General features: G+C 59.7%; 12 protein-coding genes. 7 read left to right on the top strand and 5 right to left on the bottom strand.

Annotated features, from left to right (window positions below):
- Positions 1-32 precede the first annotated feature (32 nt).
- Both BLV67_RS21560 and BLV67_RS21555 read left to right on the top strand, forming a co-directional pair.
- The gene (locus BLV67_RS21560; protein WP_069788420.1) at positions 33-950 is read left to right on the top strand and encodes a LysR substrate-binding domain-containing protein; all 918 of its coding nucleotides are present in this window, start codon (positions 33-35) and stop codon (positions 948-950) included.
- A 155-nt stretch (positions 951-1,105) separates the two neighbouring features.
- On the top strand, positions 1,106-5,329 hold the full coding sequence (locus BLV67_RS21555) for a glycosyltransferase (RefSeq protein ID WP_069788421.1): 4,224 nt from the start codon (positions 1,106-1,108) through the stop codon (positions 5,327-5,329).
- 49 nt (positions 5,330-5,378) lie between these two features.
- Here BLV67_RS21555 and BLV67_RS21550 read toward each other — a convergent pair whose 3' ends face one another.
- The 5 genes from BLV67_RS21550 to BLV67_RS21530 form a co-directional block, all read right to left on the bottom strand.
- A complete protein-coding gene (locus tag BLV67_RS21550; protein ID WP_074854517.1) occupies positions 5,379-5,960 on the bottom strand; it encodes a GNAT family N-acetyltransferase in 582 nt (193 codons plus the stop codon).
- Between the two features lie 8 nt (positions 5,961-5,968).
- Complete coding sequence (locus BLV67_RS21545; protein WP_069788422.1) at positions 5,969-8,224, bottom strand: Orn/Lys/Arg family decarboxylase; 2,256 nt, start codon at positions 8,222-8,224, stop codon at positions 5,969-5,971.
- A 140-nt stretch (positions 8,225-8,364) separates the two neighbouring features.
- Positions 8,365-9,105 (bottom strand): DNA polymerase III subunit epsilon, encoded by a 741-nt coding sequence (dnaQ, locus tag BLV67_RS21540; RefSeq protein ID WP_163005484.1) that lies wholly within the window; start codon positions 9,103-9,105, stop codon positions 8,365-8,367.
- A gap of 79 nt (positions 9,106-9,184) precedes the next feature.
- Positions 9,185-9,637, bottom strand: a complete 453-nt coding sequence (rnhA, locus tag BLV67_RS21535) for a ribonuclease HI (RefSeq protein WP_003207474.1) — start codon at positions 9,635-9,637, stop codon at positions 9,185-9,187.
- 32 nt (positions 9,638-9,669) lie between these two features.
- Positions 9,670-10,428 carry a class I SAM-dependent methyltransferase gene (locus BLV67_RS21530; protein ID WP_017136933.1) on the bottom strand — a complete coding sequence of 253 codons (759 nt, stop codon included), beginning with the start codon at positions 10,426-10,428 and terminating at the stop codon, positions 9,670-9,672.
- 65 nt (positions 10,429-10,493) lie between these two features.
- On the opposite strand from BLV67_RS21530, the gene gloB reads away from it, so the two are divergent.
- The 5 genes from gloB to BLV67_RS21505 all read left to right on the top strand — a co-directional run bounded on the left by gloB (position 10,494) and on the right by BLV67_RS21505 (position 17,710).
- Positions 10,494-11,261: a hydroxyacylglutathione hydrolase gene (gene gloB, locus BLV67_RS21525; RefSeq protein WP_069788423.1), complete on the top strand. Its 768-nt coding sequence runs from the start codon at positions 10,494-10,496 to the stop codon at positions 11,259-11,261.
- A 98-nt stretch (positions 11,262-11,359) separates the two neighbouring features.
- Positions 11,360-12,766 (top strand): transglycosylase SLT domain-containing protein, encoded by a 1,407-nt coding sequence (locus tag BLV67_RS21520; RefSeq protein WP_056859491.1) that lies wholly within the window; start codon positions 11,360-11,362, stop codon positions 12,764-12,766.
- Positions 12,767-12,977: 211 nt separating this feature from the next.
- Positions 12,978-14,807: an extracellular solute-binding protein gene (locus BLV67_RS21515; protein ID WP_069788424.1), complete on the top strand. Its 1,830-nt coding sequence runs from the start codon at positions 12,978-12,980 to the stop codon at positions 14,805-14,807.
- The gene (locus tag BLV67_RS21510) at positions 14,804-16,636 is read left to right on the top strand and encodes an extracellular solute-binding protein (protein WP_069788425.1); all 1,833 of its coding nucleotides are present in this window, start codon (positions 14,804-14,806) and stop codon (positions 16,634-16,636) included. Before BLV67_RS21515 ends, BLV67_RS21510 begins: the two co-directional genes overlap by 4 nt.
- A complete protein-coding gene (locus tag BLV67_RS21505) occupies positions 16,637-17,710 on the top strand; it encodes a microcin C ABC transporter permease YejB (RefSeq protein WP_017136937.1) in 1,074 nt (357 codons plus the stop codon). It abuts the gene before it with no gap.
- Position 17,711 lies beyond the last annotated feature (1 nt).

Genomic DNA, 17,711 nt, shown 5'->3' with positions numbered 1-17,711 from the left:
AAACCCCACCGCACTGAACATAGACTCCGGCGATGCGTTTACGTCATATCGAAGTGATTCAGGCCATTTTGCAGACCGGAAACCCAGGCTTGGCCGCCGAGTGGTTGCAACTCTCCGTGGGCGATGTGGACGCAACCCTCAAGGAGGCCGAGCAGCAACTGGGCTTCATGCTGTTTGCCAGCGTGCGCGGGCGTTTGCAAGCGACGCGCGAAACCCTTGAGTTGCAAGCCGGTATTGCCCTGCTTTATGAGGCGCTGGAGCCGGTGCAGCGCCTGGCCAGCCGCCTCAAACACCATCACGCGCCGACCCTGCGCGCGTTGTGCACGCCGCCGCTGGCCAATCAACTTTTGCCACAAAGCCTGGCGCTGCTGCGCCGACGCTTCCAGGACACACCGTGCAACCTGTCGAGCCAGCCGACCCGGGAGATCGTCAGGAGCCTGTTGTTGCACGAGGCCGATGTGGGCCTGAGCCTGCATGACCCGCAACACCCGCAAATCCAGAGCACCGTACTGGCCCAGGGCAAGTTGCAACTGCTCGCGCCCCATGGCTGGCTCAAACCCAAGCAAAAGTACATTGCACTGCAGGATTTGGCCGGGCAGTCGATGATCGGGCTGGAAGGCCACGACCCGCTAAGCCGCCAGCTGGACAGCAAGCTGCAAGCCCTGCGCCCGCTGCCGGTGGTGCAGACGCGGGTACAGACTTATCAAATGATGCGCAGCATGGTCGAAGCCGGGGAAGGCTTGGCGATTGTCGACCCGTTCACCGCCTTTGGTGCGCGGGAGGCCGGGCTGGATGCGTGTCCGTTATCGCCGCCTGTGCCTGTAGCCCTTTACGCACTGACGTTGAAGGAATCTGAACCCAGCTCAGCGCTGAACGCACTGCTGGAAATCGTCGCACACAAGGCTCAAGCCTTGCTGACCGGCACAGCACCGGGTACTCCAGCAGAATAATCGCGCCCCCTCCCCTCGTATGGCCCGTTCACTGACACAACTCCTTAAAGGTCAGCGTGGAACCTTGCTCCAGAGACGTCGCACTCACAGAGGCAGAAAGCACCGCCGCGCGCTTTCTACCGGACGACATACTCTAATCAAGGACAGCGATTTTTATGACCCATCTCCAGCACACCCTGACTCAACCGCCGGCACTCCCCCCCTTCAGTTTGCCCCCGATACAGGACGCCAGTGCATTAAAGGGTGCCCCACCGGTTCTGACTGCAGCCCCGGCCAACGATGCGACGGCCCCTGACGAACTCGACAACCCGGCGGCGCTTAAAAAAGCCTTTGCCGAGCGCTGTAACTGGGAAACCCTGACTGCAAAACTGCGCACGGTTATTGAAACACTGCACACCGCCTTCCCCGACGACACCGCCAGCGACCAGCAAAACCTGATGGAAGCGCAACTGGCAGCGCATTTGAACAGCACCTCAGTGCCGGTCTGCGAAGGCTCCAGCTATTACCAGAAACATAACCTGGCGCCCACCAGCGTCGTCAAACTCGGCACATTCCTCAACGGCAGCGGTTTGCCTGTCCCCAAAACCCTGGACGCGCTGCTTGCCCTTTATCAGGTGGCAACCCGACACTTGCAGACCCTGCCGCTGGGGAATTTCAGCGGCGCGCTGTCCTGGCCGATTCCGCTCTCGACGCAGGACAAACAAGCCATCCTCGACCTGTTGAACGCGCCTGACCCTGCCCTGCCAGACCTGCCGCTGACAGATAAAACCAGCGTGCTGGGTTATCTGTTGTCCGCCTGCAGCCTGTCCGCCAACGACTTTAAATTCACCAGCAGCGCAGTCGAGACGCTGCTGGGATCGGCCAAGGCGCAAGCGCTGGGCCAGGCCATTCAAACCCGATTGGGTGGCATTGCAACGAATACCAGTGTTAACGACTACTTGCTGGCAGCGATTCATCTGGGGCTGAACCCGGATTCCATGGGCTCACCTGCACGCAACCGCGTGGGCGGCTTTGATCTTGGGCAACGACAGTACTGGAACCAACCTGCCAGCGTCGTGATCGAGGGTTTAGGCCACCACTTGGTCAAGGAAGGCCGCGCCTCTGCAGCATCGGCAGACCTGGCGGCCCTTATGTTGCTGGCACGCAGCGCGCCTGAATACCTGGTCAAAGACATACCGCCCACCGTGACCTACGGCAGCGTCCCCTGGACCCAACTGGCGATCGCCGCAGCCAAGCTGGAAGTCGAATCACCCGGCCGCGTGCTCACCATGAGCTATCGCGAAGTACTCGCCGCTGCGGATACGACCGATGTCGGAGCCTCACTCGCACAACATATCCAACGCGAAGCCTTGCACAACTGGGGGGTAGTCAATGGCCATCTGGCGGCCGACACAACGCCCACCGCGGCTCAAATGCGCACCGTGCAGAACGCCTTTATCGCCCAGCAAGAAGCGTTGCAAGCAACCACCCTGGCACTGGCAACCCCCATCCCGATGCGCGAAGACATGGGCATGGAATTGCTCAGGACCAAATTTCCAGGCGTTGCGGACGAGGTGTTCCGGGCAAAAAACCTCACCAAAGCCTGGTTGCTCCCCGGGCGACCTGGCCGCTTCCCCGGGACGTATTCAATGCTGGATGTGGTGATGCACGGCGATAAGGTCAGAAATGACGACCTTGAACATTGGGTCACCCGTGACAAGCGCATCCCCATCATTGAGTTTTGCACGCTTTCCGATAGCGGCGCACTGTCTGTGGCAGACACTTTTACGCAGCGCTACACGCCGGCCATAGCGGCGCTGGAGAAAGGCCATGCGGGCATGACCCAGCACCTTATCTCAAGCTTGCCACCCGAGGATCGGAAAAATTTCGAATACGGAAAACTCGAATTTTTTCATACCGATGACTACCTCATCGGTTTGGACTTGTCGACAAAAACCCTGACGCAAAAGGGTCATACCCTGGATGTAAAAATCACCCGTGAAGGGCAGGTCAATATTTACCGCATCGATACACGCGCCGGAACCGTTTCCAAACACAACTACCTGGCCCACATTTACTCGCCCCCCTACACCCGGCTCGATAGCCGAGACGACAACACACTGCACAGAACGGTGCGATTCAACCCCTTCGAAGACGAACACACCGCGCACGCCAAGGAACTACCGGCAACCGCTGAAACGCCACAGGTCTTCGATTCCGAGCGCACCCGCTACATCGCCAAGGTACTCACTAAACGCCTGGATTTGCACGGCGATGACCTGCTCGAACATGCCCGCGGAACCACCGCCTATGACACCAGCCGTGCCGCTGACAAGGCGATCGGCGAATTTTTCCTGAATATGATCCCCTTCAGGTCGGCAATCATTAACTTCACGCAGGGCCATATCGGCGACGGTTTGCTTGACCTCGGGCTGGATGTGATAGGCCTGGTGACTCTGGGCGCAGGCAAGGCCGCCCACGCCAGCAAATTGCTCGCCAAGGGCGTGACCGGCCTGAAGGGTGCAGCGAGAACGGCGCGGTTTATGGGGACCGTCGCGATCGAAGCGCTCAATCCGTTGGGCGGTGCGGGCGACGTGCTAAAAGGCATCAGTCGCTGGGCCTGGTCCAAGGGCACCAAAGCATTCAACGCACTCAGGGGCGCCAGCGGCAGCTACGACCTGCTCAAAACGGCCAGCACACAGCATGGGCTGGCGGCCATGGGTACCTCAAAGGTTGCCGGTCACGACCTGGAAATGGGTGCGGTATTTCGCGGCGGCAACTGGCACGCCTTCGACGCAGCCAAGGGGGTGCCCTATGGCGCGCCGCTGAAAAATTTCCAACCCACCGTGGCAGCGGCGAACGGCGAAGTCAAAGTCCTCACTACCAAACCCATTCTGCGCGAGTATGAGGCCGTCGTATCGCCCGAGTTATTGCAGGTCAAAGGCTTGCAGGGCAATGTCTACATAGGCCCAAACAACAAAGAATATATAAAAGTCGATGGCAAGCTCTACCCGTCCAGCGTCAAGGACGGCCAGCGGGTTATCCAACACCCCGGCGGGGCGCGCGACGACATTGTGGTCAGGGACCTGGGCAGCGCCGGCTGGGAGCCTTCCGCCAGCGCCAATCGCTTATTGGGTGGTAACTCACTCACCCCCTGGAAACTCAACGAAAACACCTACGTCGTGCCGGTGGACGACGTAAAAATAAACTCGGGCCCTTCATACCCCTACACCATCAACTACCGAGGCATGAACTATGTCACCACCTTTGATCCCAAGACGGGCGCCTGGATGGCCGGTTCGGGTAACGCCAACGGCATAAACACCCAATATTTCTGGAGAACCGCAAAGAACAAGTGGCAGATGGGACCACTGGATGAACTTAAAAAAGCCCCGAAGATCCCCGAGCACAATTTCAGGTTTATCGAGATAACCCCGCCGGCCATCTTGCAGATGCCCAGCAATATCAAACCCATCCCTACCAACATTCACTACTTCTGGGCCGGCGGCGAAATACCCGACAAGCTGGTCAAGAACATCGCGACCAATGCGGAAAAAATGCCGGGCTTCACATCCATTGTGCACGTTGACGCCGACACTCCAGAGTTGCTCCAGGCCATCAAGCTCAAGCTGGACAAGAATGCACCCGGCGTAACCGTCATGAACTTGCATGACGAAGACTTTTTCCAGCCATTGAAAAACACAGAGCTGTACACCTACTTCCGCAGGGGCCAGGGAAAAAACCTTGCCGCCACTTCTGATGTGGCTCGCTATCCGTTGATGAACAAATATGGCGGTATTTATCTCGACACCGACGACACAATCAAAGGCGCCGTGGGAACCGCCGGTTTGAACGCAGGCGACTCGGATATGTTGGTGAGCAAACCGGTCGCGCACAAAATCACCGACTACAAACCCTTCTTCAATACCAGTAACTTCGCCACGCAACCCGATAACCCGGTCGTGACCGAAATGATCGCAGAGATGAACCGGCGCTTCACTAAAAACAAAGCGTACTTTGAGGCCCATCGCCCAACACTTTCCAGAGAGGCAAACGGCGGGCTCACCTACACCGAAGATTTTCTGGAATACGAAGGCAAGGTCTTTGAAACCGTCGGCCCGAGCATGTTTGACGATGTACTGAAAACCAAGCGACCCGACATCTACGATGCCGGCTTTGATGGGATGAGCAAAGAAAAAATGCAAACGCGCAATAACAGGTTCCTGCCCGGCGAACCGTTCAAACTGGAAGACGACACTCGCCAGTATTATCTCGATAAAGGCCTGGCTGAGCCGGATGGACTCAAACAGAGTGTGGCCCAGGCCAAGGCGCACTACCGCGCGCTCCGTGACCAGTTACAGATCAACATCGGCGCCGAACATTCGTGGATCAATTCCTGACCTGACCTGCCGCACGTCAACTTGGCCTGAACATCAGCCGTCAGGGTGTTCAGGCCATTTGCAACTCCGACTTGAACAACCGATACCAGAAAATCGCCACTTCACGGGTTTGCGGATCAATCCCGCGATAGCGCAATTGGTCGATCCCGCCCATCACATACCCGCACCGCTCATACAGGCGGCAGGCACCGAGGTTGTTGTTCTGGGTTTCAAGCATCATGCCCGGCAGGTTTTTCTTGCGCGCCCAGAACTGCGCTACATCCAGCAACGCCTTGGCCACGCCATGGCGCCGCGCTGGCAAGGCCACCGCCAGTTCGTCGACATGGGCAAAACCGTTCCAGTTGGTGCTCACCACAACGTGCCCCACCGCGCGATCATCCAGATACGCCATAAAAATCGCACTGTCGGGGACATCGCGAAAACTGGCGAATTCTTCCGGGTCGATGCCATAACACTTGCGGTACGGCAGGATGCGCTCCACCGCCCATTGGTCGACACGCTTGCCCATCTCCGGCACGCCGTAGGCACCGACCTCAAAGCTGAAGTCATTGCCCCACACATAGGCGTCAAAGCCCTCGTCGGCGACTCGAACGCTGAGCCCCGGATACTTCGGGTTCATTACAGCTTGCATAAACATCCTTAACCCTTGATGCAATCGACGGTGTAACAACGACCACTGCCGTCATCTTCGTGCTGCAACCCATGCACATCAGCGACAAAACCGGGGAAACTGCTATCGAACGTGCGGGCAAATGCCAGGTAATCGATGATTGAACGGGTTGATTCGGTAAAGCGCTCGCCCGGCATGATCAACGGGATGCCCGGCGGATAAGGCACCAGCATTACGGCTGCGATGCGTCCTGGCAAGGCATCAATGGAAACGGCTTCGACTTCCCCCCTGACCAGATGGTCGTAGGCATCGGCCGGTTTCATCGCAATGTCCGGCAGCACCGTGTACATGCGCTTGAGGTGTTTGGCCGTGGCGTTGCTGCGGTAACAACTATGCAACTGATCGCACAGGTCACGCAAACCCAGGCCTTGATAGCGCGCCGTGCCCTCTTTGAACACCGAAGGCAAACAGCTGGCCAGGCTGGCATTGGCGTCGTAGTTGCGCTTGAACTCCAGCAATTCGGTGAGCAAGGTGCTCCATTTGCCCTTGGTGATGCCCATGGAAAACAACACGAGGAAGGAATACAAACCGGTCTTTTCCACCACCAGCCCGCGCTCCCAGAGGAACTTGCTGACCACGGCGGCGGGAATCCCGCAGTCGCTCAAGGCGCCGCCGGCGTTAAGGCCGGGCATTACCAGGGTGACTTTGATCGGGTCCAGCAACACATAGTCTTCGGCCACATCGCCAAAGCCATGCCAGTCGTCCTGCGGGTGCAACAGCCAATCCGCCGTGGCGACGCGGTCGATGCCGGCCACCGACGGCGGCTGCCAGATCGAGAACCACCAGTCTTCGGCTGCAATATGCTGGCGCAGGTTAGCCAGGGCACGGCGAAAGCTCAGGGCTTCGTCGAACATCTCCTGCAGCAGCGAGCGCCCGGCCGGGCCTTCCATCATCGCCGAAGCCACGTCCAGCGAGGCGATGATGCTGTATTGCGGGGACGTGGAGATGTGCATCATGAAGGCTTCGTTGAAGCGGTCGCGGTCCAGCTGGCGCGCGCCGCCATCCTGCACATGAATCATCGAAGCCTGGCTGAAGGCCGCGAGCAATTTGTGGGTCGAGTGGGTGGTGAACACCAGCGGGCTGTCCGGGGTGCGCGAAGTGCCCATGCCATAACGCCCGGCGAAGAATTCGTGAAAGGCCGCGTAGGCGTACCAGGCCTCGTCGAAGTGCAACACCTCGACACTGTTGCCCAATTGCTGCTTGATCAGCTCGGCGTTGTAGCACAGGCCGTCATAGGTGGAGTTGGTGACCACCGCCAGCTTCACTTTCGCCGGCCGGCCACGGGTCAAGGGGCTGGCATCGATTTTGGCGCGGATCGATTCAGAGCTGAATTCGCTTAAGGGGATCGGGCCGATAATCCCCAGCTCGTTGCGTTCGGGGCACAAATACAGCGGGATGGCGCCGGTCATGATGATCGAATGCAGCACCGACTTGTGGCAGTTTCGATCCACCAACACCAAGTCGTCGCGTGCCACCATGGAGTGCCAGACAATCTTGTTGGCAGTCGAGGTGCCGTTGATCACGAAGAACGTGTGATCGGCACCGAAATTACGCGCCGCACGGGCCTCGGCTTCGGCCAATGGCCCGGTATGATCGAGCAGCGACCCCAGTTCCGGCACCGACACGGACAGGTCCGAACGCAGGGTATTTTCACCGAAGAACTGGTGAAACGCCTGGCCCACCGGGCTTTTGCGATACGCCACGCCGCCGCCATGGCCAGGGGTGTGCCAGGAATAGTTGGAGTCGGCCGTGTGCTGCACCAGCGCTTTGAAGAACGGCGGCAACAAGCCATCAAGGTAGGCGCGCGCGGCGCGTGCGACCTGGCGGGCCAGAAATGGCACGGTGTCCTCAAACAGGTACAAAATGCCGCGCAATTGGTTGAGCTCGCTCATGGCGTCGGCCGGCGCGTTTTCCAGGGTGACCTGCTCGCCCAGGGCAAAGATCGGCAGGTTGGGCGCCCTCACCCGCGCCAGGCGAATCAACTCGACCATGTTTTGCAGCAGGTGGGTGTTTTCGCCAGCGCCCTCGGCGGCGATCAACATGCACGCCAGCCCATGATGGGTAGAGGCCACCAACCGGCCTTCGGCGTAATCCACCGCGGAAAATATGCTGAAGCCCTCTTGTTCCAGCTCGTGGGCGATGCCTCGAACCCGATCACCGGCAACGGTGTCGGCCTTGATGTCACGGTGCACGATCAGAACAGGGAACTTCAGGTCTTTGTACATGAGTGCTTGGAGTCCTGAGGGCTATGCACTCAGGGTAGAAGCTGGGAGTGGATGTGGCGAATGAAGATTGTAGGACACCGCAAATCAACTGTGGGAGCTGGCTTGCCTGCTCCCACATGTTCAACCGTGCTCGACCGTGATTATTGCTGGGTCAGTTGCGACCACAACGCCGGCGCACCCGCCGACTTGGCAATCGCTTCCAAGCGCGCCGCATGCTCGGCCAGATCCTGCTCGCTGGCACGGATGATGGTGGTCGGCTTGCGATCGGCCGCCAAACGACGAATTTCCGAAGGCCGGTTGCCCGAGCCTTCCGCCGAGCCGCTGCCATCGGAAGCGTTACCGGCCAGGGACAGGCTGGTCTGCCCGCCGGTCATGGTCAGGTAAACGTCGGCAAGAATCTCGGAGTCGAGCAAGGCGCCGTGCAGTTCACGGCCGGAGTTGTCGACGCCATAACGTTTGCACAAGGCATCCAGGCTGTTGCGCTGGCCGGGGTGACGCTCACGGGCCATCATCAAGGTATCGAGGATCGAACAGTGCCGGGAGATATCCGCACGCTCGGTCTGCCCCATCAGGGCAAACTCGTTATTGATGAAGCCGACGTCGAACGCCGCGTTATGAATGATCAGCTGCGCGCCGTTGATGAACTCGAAAAACTCGTCCGCCACTTCAGCAAAGCGCGGCTTGCCCTTGAGGAATTCATCAGTGATACCGTGGACGCCAATCGCGCCCTCGTCACTGTCACGATCCGGTTGCAGGTAGACGTGAAAGTGACGCCCGGTGAGACGGCGACCCATCAATTCGACACAGCCGATTTCAATGATCCGGTGACCATCGGTCACCGGCATGCCGGTGGTTTCGGTATCGAGTACAACAGATCGGATGGCCATCAGGGTTCAGCTCTCAACGGTGGTGTGCAGTGTGGTGTGAATCAAGGGGCGCGATGTTAACACGTCAGCCGGCTCAGCTCTGTTTGTAGCCCCGCACTTCATCCACGCCACGATTGGCCAACTGGTCGGCGCGCTCGTTGCCAGGGTGGCCGATATGCCCGCGTACCCATTTCCAGGTGATGTTATGGCGATTGCATTGCTCATCGAGCAGTTGCCACAGGTCGGCATTCTTTACCGGCTCCTTGGCCGCGGTTTTCCAGCCGCGCTTCTTCCAGTTGACCATCCACTCGTTGATGCCCTTCATCACGTACTGCGAGTCGGTCACCAACAGCACGTCACAGCGACGCTTGAGTTCTTCCAGGCCGCGAATGGCGCCCATCAGCTCCATGCGGTTGTTGGTGGTGTTGGCTTCGCCGCCCCACAGTTCCTTCTCCACGCCTTTGCACACCAGCAACGCGCCCCAGCCGCCGGGGCCAGGGTTGCCCTTGCAGGCGCCATCGGTGAAGAGTTCTACGGTATCGGTCATCAGTTGCTCGGTCTTAAATCAAAAAGAGGGTTTTACGGTTCGCTTTGCTTGCGGTTGACCTTGGCCATCGGCATCGGCACCAGCTTGCCCATGGGCTGACGCGCGACCTGGCGCACCGGCCGCAGCCCGACCACGATCTTGCGCGCCACCAATAAATAGAAGCCGCCGCCCGACAGTTGCCAGGCACCCGCCCGGCGTTCCCAGCCGGCCAGACGACCTTGCCACTTGGCAGACGCAAGCGGCGGACGATAGCACCCGAAGCGGCGTTTCTCCAGCGCGAAGCCCAGCAGGTTCAACCAGTCGCCCACCCGCGACGGCGCGATGCAGCGCGCCTGGCGCAGGCCGTCATGGGCGAACACATGGCGCAGGCCCCAACTGCTCCAGGGGTTGATGCCGATAATCAGCAAATGGCCACCTGGGCGCACGCTGCTGGCAGCCTCGCGCAGCAAACCGTGGGGCGACAGGCAGAAATCCAGGCCATGCTGCAGCACCACCACGTCGGCGGCATGTTCGCTCAGCGGCCAGGCCTGTTCCTCGCACACAATCTCTACCCCAGGCAACGGCGCGCCCAGGCGCACATTGCGTTGCACCTGCGGCGCAGCGGGCGGCGTCTGGGCCGACGGGCCGTAGTGCACCAGGTAGCCACCAAAGAACCGGCCCAGCTCGTCTTCGAGCATGCGCCGCTCTTCATCCAGCAAAAATTGCCCGATCGGCCCGGACAGCCAATCACGGGCTGCGCTGATCAGGGCCAGCCATTCAGGATCAGCCTGGGCGAACGCTTTATCAGTCATTGCATTCTCCAACTCGCCTAGACGTTCTAAGATGCACCAATGTGTTCAGCTTGGCGAATCGAAGAATGATACAGATCAGTGCTCTGCCCGCCTTCACCGATAACTACATCTGGTTGTTACAAGACCCTGATACCCAACGCTGCGCCGTGGTCGACCCCGGCGATGCCGCGCCGGTGCTGGCCTGGCTCAAGCAAAACCCGGGGTACAGGCTCAGCGACATCCTGATCACCCACCACCACCATGATCATGTCGGCGGCGTCGAACAGCTCAAACAGGTCACCGGCGCCACGGTCTACGGCCCGGCGAACGAGAAGATCCCGGCACGCGACGTGGCCCTGCACGATAACGAGCGCATCAACGCACTCGGCTGGGACTTCGACGTTTATAGCGTGCCCGGCCATACCCTCGGCCATATCGCCTACTACCACCAGGGCGTGCTGTTTTGTGGCGACACCCTGTTTGCCGCCGGCTGCGGGCGCCTGTTCGAAGGCACCCCGCAACAGATGCACACCTCCCTTGAGCGCCTGGCCGCCCTGCCCGCCGACACGCTGGTGTACTGCACTCACGAGTACACGCAAAGTAACCTCACATTTGCCCAGGCCGTGGAGCCGGGCAACGCCGATATTGCCGAACGCGTCGAAAGCGTCAAGCAATTACGCGCCCGTGGCGAGATGACGCTGCCGTCCAACCTGGCCCTGGAAAAACGTACTAACCCTTTTCTGCGTACCGCCGAAACATCCGTTAAACAAAAAGCGGACGAACGGAATGGTCGCGACAACCGCACTGGGGCCGAGGTGTTTGCTAGCTTGAGGGCTTGGAAAGATAAGTTCTAAGCGGATGCAATCTGATACGGAATTTCTGAATGGTTGACCGGAACCAAAGCGCTTTCTAGAATCGCCCGACATTTTTGCCCGGAACTTACTTCCAGCCAATGTCGTCATCTATTCGTAAATCCATTTCTTCAGACGCATTGACCCGCCTGGCTCAAGCCGTGGCGGTGGCCGTTTCCGCGACTCTGGCGGGCTGCCAATCGACCAATTTCGCTGCACAATCCACCGTGCAACCCAAACCCAATCTTGCTGCCAAGATCAAGCAAAAACCTATTTGGCTCTCAGAGAAGCCTAGCCCCGAAGTGCCCCAGGATGTCTGGGAACGCATGCGCCGGGGCTTTCAATTGCAGGACGGCCTGGGTGTGAACCCGCGCATCGAGCAACAACGCTTGTGGTTCGCCAGCAACCCGTCCTTTTTAGAGAACGCCGGAGAACGCGGCAGCCTCTACATTCATTACATCGTCGAACGCCTTGAAGAACGCAATATGCCCCTGGAGCTGGCGCTGCTGCCAGTGATCGAAAGTGCCTACAACCCGATGGCCTATTCGCGCAGCGATGCGGTCGGCTTGTGGCAGTTCATCCCCTCCACCGGGCGCTACTTCAACCTGCGCCAGACCCGCGCCTACGACGGCCGCCGCGATATCACCGCCTCCACCACCGCCGCCCTGGACTATCTGACGCGTCTGCATGACATGTTCAACGGCGACTGGCTGCTGGCCCTGGCGGCCTACAACGCCGGCGAAGGCACGGTCAGCCGGGCGATCGAGCGCAACGAAAAGCTCGGCCTGCCTACCGACTACTGGAACCTGCCCCTGCCCCAGGAAACCAAGGACTACGTGCCCAAGTTCCTGGCGCTGTCCCAAGTGGTGCTGGCTCCCGAGGCCTACGGCGTCAACCTGAGCCCGATTGCCAACACGCCGTACTTCGAAGTGGTTGAAGTCAAGCAAAGCATGGACCTGTCCCGGGTTGCCGCGCTGGCCGAGATCGACGAAGACGAACTGTTCCAGCTCAACCCGGCCCTGAAACAACGCACCACGCTGGACGGCCCGCAGCATTTGCTCGTGCCCAGCTCCAAGGCGCAGTTGCTCACCAGCACCCTTTCGACGATGAAGCCCGAAGAATTGCTGGCGATGCGTCCTAAAAAGCAGGTGTTCGACGAAGTTGAGAGCACACGGGTGGCCGGCCGTACCCGCAACTACAAGGTACGCAGCGGCGACAATCTCACGCTGATCGCCAAGGCGAACAAGGTCGATGTGCATGACCTGCAGCGCTGGAACAAGCTCAACGGCCAGGCCCTCAAGGTCGGCCAGACCCTGGTGATGCAGGACACCCGCAAACTGGTGGCCAGCAGCAAGAAGCCGGTGCAGTACAAGGTCAAGAAAGGCGACTCGCTGTACATCGTCGCCAAGCGCTTCAACGTGGAGATGCAACATCTCAAGCGTTGGAACCCGCGTACTGGCCAGGCACTCAAGCCGGGGCAGATGCTGGTGGTTTCCGGGCCGCGCTAACCCCTCAAGAACATTGGGGAGCAAATGTGGGAGCGGGCTTGCTCGCGAAAGCGGTGGCACATTCAACGTCTCTGTTGACTGACACACTGCATTCGCGAGCAAGCCCGCTCCCACATTGGATCTCCAGTGGTTTCAGCCACCTTTTTCCAACCGGAACAAGCTGTTACTGTACCGATCATAAAGCCCAAGCCGCCTGGATCGGATCTCTGACTTGAAGCGTCCCCTCCTTCTACTAATAAGTCTGGCCTTGAGCTTTGCTGCGAACGCGACGATTACCGAGAGCCACGGTTACACGCAGTTCGGCACGCTCAAGTACCCGGCCAAATTCACCCACTTCGATTGGGTAAACCCTGCAGCGCCCAAAGGTGGGACCTTGCGGGTCATGGCATTTGGCACCTTCGACACCCTCAACCCCTACACCTTCAAGGGCACCAGCCCGGTTTCCACGCCCAATTTCCTGCAATACGGCGTCAACGAGCTGAACGAGCCGCTGATGGTCGGCACCGGCCAGTATGCGCCGTCCGGTGACGAACCCACCTCCAGCTACGGGCTGATTGCCCAATCGGTGGAGTACAGCGAGGACCGCAGCTGGGTGGTGTTCAACCTGCGCCCCGAAGCGCGTTTCCATGATGGCAAGCCGATCACCGCCTATGACGTGGCGTTTTCCTATCGCACTCTGCTCACCGAAGGCCACCCGCAGTACCGCACCAACCTGCAGGAAGTCGCACGGATCGACATCCTCAACCGCCATCGCATCCGTTTTGTGTTCAAGCGCGCCGGCAACCCACTGCTGATCCTGCGTCTGGGCGAACTGCCGGTACTGCCCCAGCATTACTGGAAGAACCGCGATTTCAAGGCCACCACCTTCGAGCCGCCCCTGGGCAGCGGGCCGTATCGCATCACCAAAGTCACCCCAGGCCGCCAACTGGTGTTCGAGCGGGTCAAGGATTACTGGGGCAAAGACCTGCCGGTCAACCAGGGTTTCTACAACTACGACAAGGTCGAAGTGGAGTTCTACCGCGACAGCGATGTGGCCTTCGAAGCCTTCAAGGCCGGTGAATTCGATATCTATATCGAACACCAGGCCAAGAACTGGGCCACCGGCTACAACTTTCCGGCGGTCAACCGCGGCGACGTGATCAAGGCGCAGATCGCCCACCAGATCCCGACCCAGAGCCAGGGCCTGTTCATGAACACGCGGCGGCCGATTTTCAGCCAGACCAAGGTGCGCGAGGCGCTGGGGCTGATGTTCGATTTTGAATGGACCAACCGCACGCTGTTCAGCAACGCCTATAAACGCACGCTCAGTTACTACCCCAACAGCGAGTTTGCTGCGACGGGTGTGCCGGTGGGGCATGAATGGCTGATGCTCTCGCCCTACCGCGATCAGTTGCCGCCCAACCTGTTCACCCAAGCCTTCAGCCTGCCGCAGACCGACGGGCGGGGCATTCCGCGCGAAGCCATGCGCCGCGCCCTGGGGTTGCTCGGCGAAGCCGGCTGGAAACTCTCCGACCAGCGCCTGGTAGACAGCAAGGGCCAAGCGCTGCGCTTCGAGATCCTGCTGGTCAACCCCAACCTTGAACGCATCCTGCAGCCCTACGTCGAGAACCTCAAAAGCATCGGCATCGACGCGCGACTGCGCACCGTTGACCGGGCGCAATACAAACAGCGTCTGGATCAATTCGACTACGACATGGTCCTGATCACCCTCAACCAGACCTTGAGCCCCGGCCTTGAGCAGTGGCAGTACTTCCACTCCAGCCAGGCGGCCATCAAGGGCAGCAAAAACTACGCCGGCATCACCAACCCGGTGGTCGATCACCTGCTCGACCAACTGCTGGCGGCGCAGACCCGCGAAGAACAATTGGCCGCCGGCCGCGCCCTCGACCGGGTGCTGCTGTGGCAGCACTACAGTATTCCCAACTGGTACCTCAACTATCATCGCTTGGCGTACCGCAACCGGTTCGCCTTTGTCACCACGCCGCCCTACAGCCTGGGCCTGAGCGCATGGTGGCTGAAAGCTTCGGAGAAAGCCCAATGATGACTTTGCGCACCGCCCTGTTTGGCGCGCTGTTAGCGTGCGGCGCGGCCAACGCCGCGCCGCAACATGCGCTGACCCTGTACAGCGAGCCACCCAAGTACCCCGCCGACTTCAAGCATTTCGACTATGTAAACCCCGATGCGCCCAAGGGCGGCACCTTCCGTGAATCGAGCATGGGCGGCTTCGACAGCCTCAACCCCTACATCAGCAAGGGCGTACCTGCGGACAACCTGCCGCTGATCTACGACACCCTGGCCATGCAAAGCCTGGACGAGCCCGTCACCGAGTACGGCCTGGTGGCCGGCAAGATCGAAAAGGCTCCGGATAACAGTTGGGTGCGCTTCTACCTGCGCCCCGAAGCGCGCTTTCATGATGGCCACCCGATCCGTGCCGAAGACGTGGTGTTTACCTTCCAGGCGCTGATCAAGGACGGTTCACCGCTCTACCGCAACTACTACGCCGACGTCGACGAAGTGGTCGCCGAAGACCCGCTGCGCGTGCTGTTCAAGTTCAAGCGCACCAATAACCGTGAACTACCGCTGATCCTCGGCCAACTGCCGGTATTGCCCAAGCATTGGTGGGCAACGCGCGACTTTGCCAAAGGCAACCTGGAAATACCGCTGGGCAGCGGCCCGTACAAGGTCGCCGAGGTCAAACCGGGGCGCATGGTGCGCTATGAGCGGGTCAAGGATTACTGGGCCAAGGACTTACCGGTGGCCAAGGGGTTCTACAACTTCGATAACCGCATCACCGACTACTACCGTGACAGCACCGTGGCCCTGGAAGCCTTGAAAGCCGGGCAGTTCGACTATTGGCTGGAGTTCAGCGCCAAAAACTGGGCCAACGCCTACAACATTCCGGCCGTGGCCCAGGGCCGGTTGATCAAGGAAGAAATTCCCAACGGCAACCCCACCGGCATGCAGGGGTTTGTGTTCAATACGCGCAAACCGATGTTCCAGGATGTGCGGGTACGCAAGGCCATCAGCCTGCTGCTGGATTTCGAGTGGAGCAACAAACAGCTGTTCAATGGCGCCTACACCCGCACCCGCAGCTACTTCGAAAACTCGGAGATGGCCGCCACCGGACTGCCCGGCCCGGCGGAAACCGCCATCCTGGCGCCGTTTCGCGACAAGCTCCCCGCCGAAGTCTTTACCCAAGCCTTCGAGCCGGCCAAAACCGACGGCAGCGGCATGATCCGCACCCAGCAGCGTGAGGCTTACCAGCTGTTGCAGGAGGCTGGCTGGAAGATCGTCGACGACAAGATGGTCGACACCACCGGCAAGCCGGTAAACATCGAGTTTCTGTTGACCCAGACCGATTTCGAACGGGTACTGCTGCCCTTCAAGCGCAACCTGGCAGACCTTGGGATCAACCTGGTGATCCGCCGCGTTGACGTTTCGCAATACATCAACCGCTTGCGTTCACGGGACTTCGACATGCTGGTGGGCAGCTTTCCGCAGTCCACCTCGCCAGGTAACGAGCAGCGCGAATTCTGGTCGTCCGCCGCCGCCGACAAATCCGGCAGCCGCAACTACATGGGCCTCAAGGACCCGGTGGTCGACCAGCTCGTCGAAGAACTGATCAACGCCGACTCGCGCCAAAGTCTGGTCGACCATGCCAGGGCGCTGGATCGGGTCTTGCAGTTTGGCTACTACGTGATTCCCAACTGGCACATCAAGACTTACCGCGTGGCGTACTGGGATCACTTGGGCCACCCCAAAGTCCCGCCACGTTACGACGTCGGCACGGCCACCTGGTGGGCCAAACCTGAAGTCAAACCTGCCGTCGACACTGTCCAGAGCGCCGATCCGGCGAGCGGAGGCGATTAAATGCTGGCCTATATTGTTCGCCGCCTGTTGCTGATCATCCCCACACTGTTCGGGATCCTGCTGATCAACTTCATCATCATCCAGGCCGCCCCCGGTGGCCCGGTCGAGCAGATGATCGCCAAACTCGAAGGGTTCGACGGCGCCACCAGCCGTATTGCCGGTGGCGGCGCCGAGGTCTCGGTGGCCGGTTCCAGCTACCGCGGCGCCCAGGGCCTGGACCCGGCGCTGATCAAGGAAATCGAAAAGATGTACGGCTTCGACAAGTCGGCGCCGGAACGCTTGTGGATCATGGTCAAGAACTATGCACGGCTGGATTTTGGCGACAGCTTCTTTCGCGACGCCAAGGTCATCGACCTGATCAAGGAAAAGATGCCGGTGTCCATCTCCCTCGGGTTATGGAGCACGCTGATCATGTACCTGGTGTCGATCCCGCTGGGCATCGCCAAGGCCACGCGGCACGGCAGCCACTTTGACGTGTGGACCAGTTCGGCGATCATCGTCGGCTATGCCATCCCGGCGTTTTTGTTCGCGATCCTGCTGATCGTGGTGTTTGCCGGCGGCAGTTACCTGGACTGGTTCCCCTTGCGCGGGCTGACCTCCAACAACTTCGAGGAACTGAGCTTAGGCGGCAAGATCCTCGATTATTTCTGGCACCTGGCCCTGCCCGTCACGGCGTTGGTGATCGGTAACTTCGCAACCATGACCCTGCTGACCAAAAACAGCTTCCTCGACGAAATCAACAAACAGTATGTGGTCACCGCCAAAGCCAAGGGCCTGACCAACCACCGCGTGCTTTACGGCCATGTGTTTCGTAACGCCATGCTGCTGGTGATTGCCGGTTTCCCCTCGGCATTTATCGGGATCTTCTTCACCGGCTCGTTGCTGGTGGAAGTGATCTTTTCCCTCGACGGCCTGGGCCTGATGAGCTTTGAAGCGGCAATCAACCGCGATTACCCGGTGGTGTTCGGCACGTTGTTTATCTTCACCCTGCTGGGGCTGATCGTAAAACTGATCGGTGACCTCACCTACACCCTGGTCGATCCGCGTATCGACTTCGCCAGCCGGGAGCATTGAG

It is taken from the genome of Pseudomonas salomonii, from assembly GCF_900107155.1.
In the GTDB taxonomy this organism is placed as follows: domain Bacteria; phylum Pseudomonadota; class Gammaproteobacteria; order Pseudomonadales; family Pseudomonadaceae; genus Aquipseudomonas; species Aquipseudomonas salomonii.
This window is presented reverse-complemented; position numbering and strand designations above follow the sequence as displayed.

Coding starts and splice junctions, on each gene's coding strand:
- gloB (WP_069788423.1), top strand. CDS start 10,494: ATGATACAGATCAGTGCTCTGCCCGCCTTCACCGATAACTACATCTGG.
- BLV67_RS21510 (WP_069788425.1), top strand. CDS start 14,804: ATGATGACTTTGCGCACCGCCCTGTTTGGCGCGCTGTTAGCGTGCGGC.
- rnhA (WP_003207474.1), bottom strand. CDS start 9,637: ATGACCGATACCGTAGAACTCTTCACCGATGGCGCCTGCAAGGGCAAC.
- BLV67_RS21520 (WP_056859491.1), top strand. CDS start 11,360: ATGTCGTCATCTATTCGTAAATCCATTTCTTCAGACGCATTGACCCGC.
- BLV67_RS21560 (WP_069788420.1), top strand. CDS start 33: ATGCGTTTACGTCATATCGAAGTGATTCAGGCCATTTTGCAGACCGGA.
- BLV67_RS21555 (WP_069788421.1), top strand. CDS start 1,106: ATGACCCATCTCCAGCACACCCTGACTCAACCGCCGGCACTCCCCCCC.
- BLV67_RS21545 (WP_069788422.1), bottom strand. CDS start 8,224: ATGTACAAAGACCTGAAGTTCCCTGTTCTGATCGTGCACCGTGACATC.
- BLV67_RS21550 (WP_074854517.1), bottom strand. CDS start 5,960: ATGCAAGCTGTAATGAACCCGAAGTATCCGGGGCTCAGCGTTCGAGTC.
- BLV67_RS21530 (WP_017136933.1), bottom strand. CDS start 10,428: ATGACTGATAAAGCGTTCGCCCAGGCTGATCCTGAATGGCTGGCCCTG.
- BLV67_RS21505 (WP_017136937.1), top strand. CDS start 16,637: ATGCTGGCCTATATTGTTCGCCGCCTGTTGCTGATCATCCCCACACTG.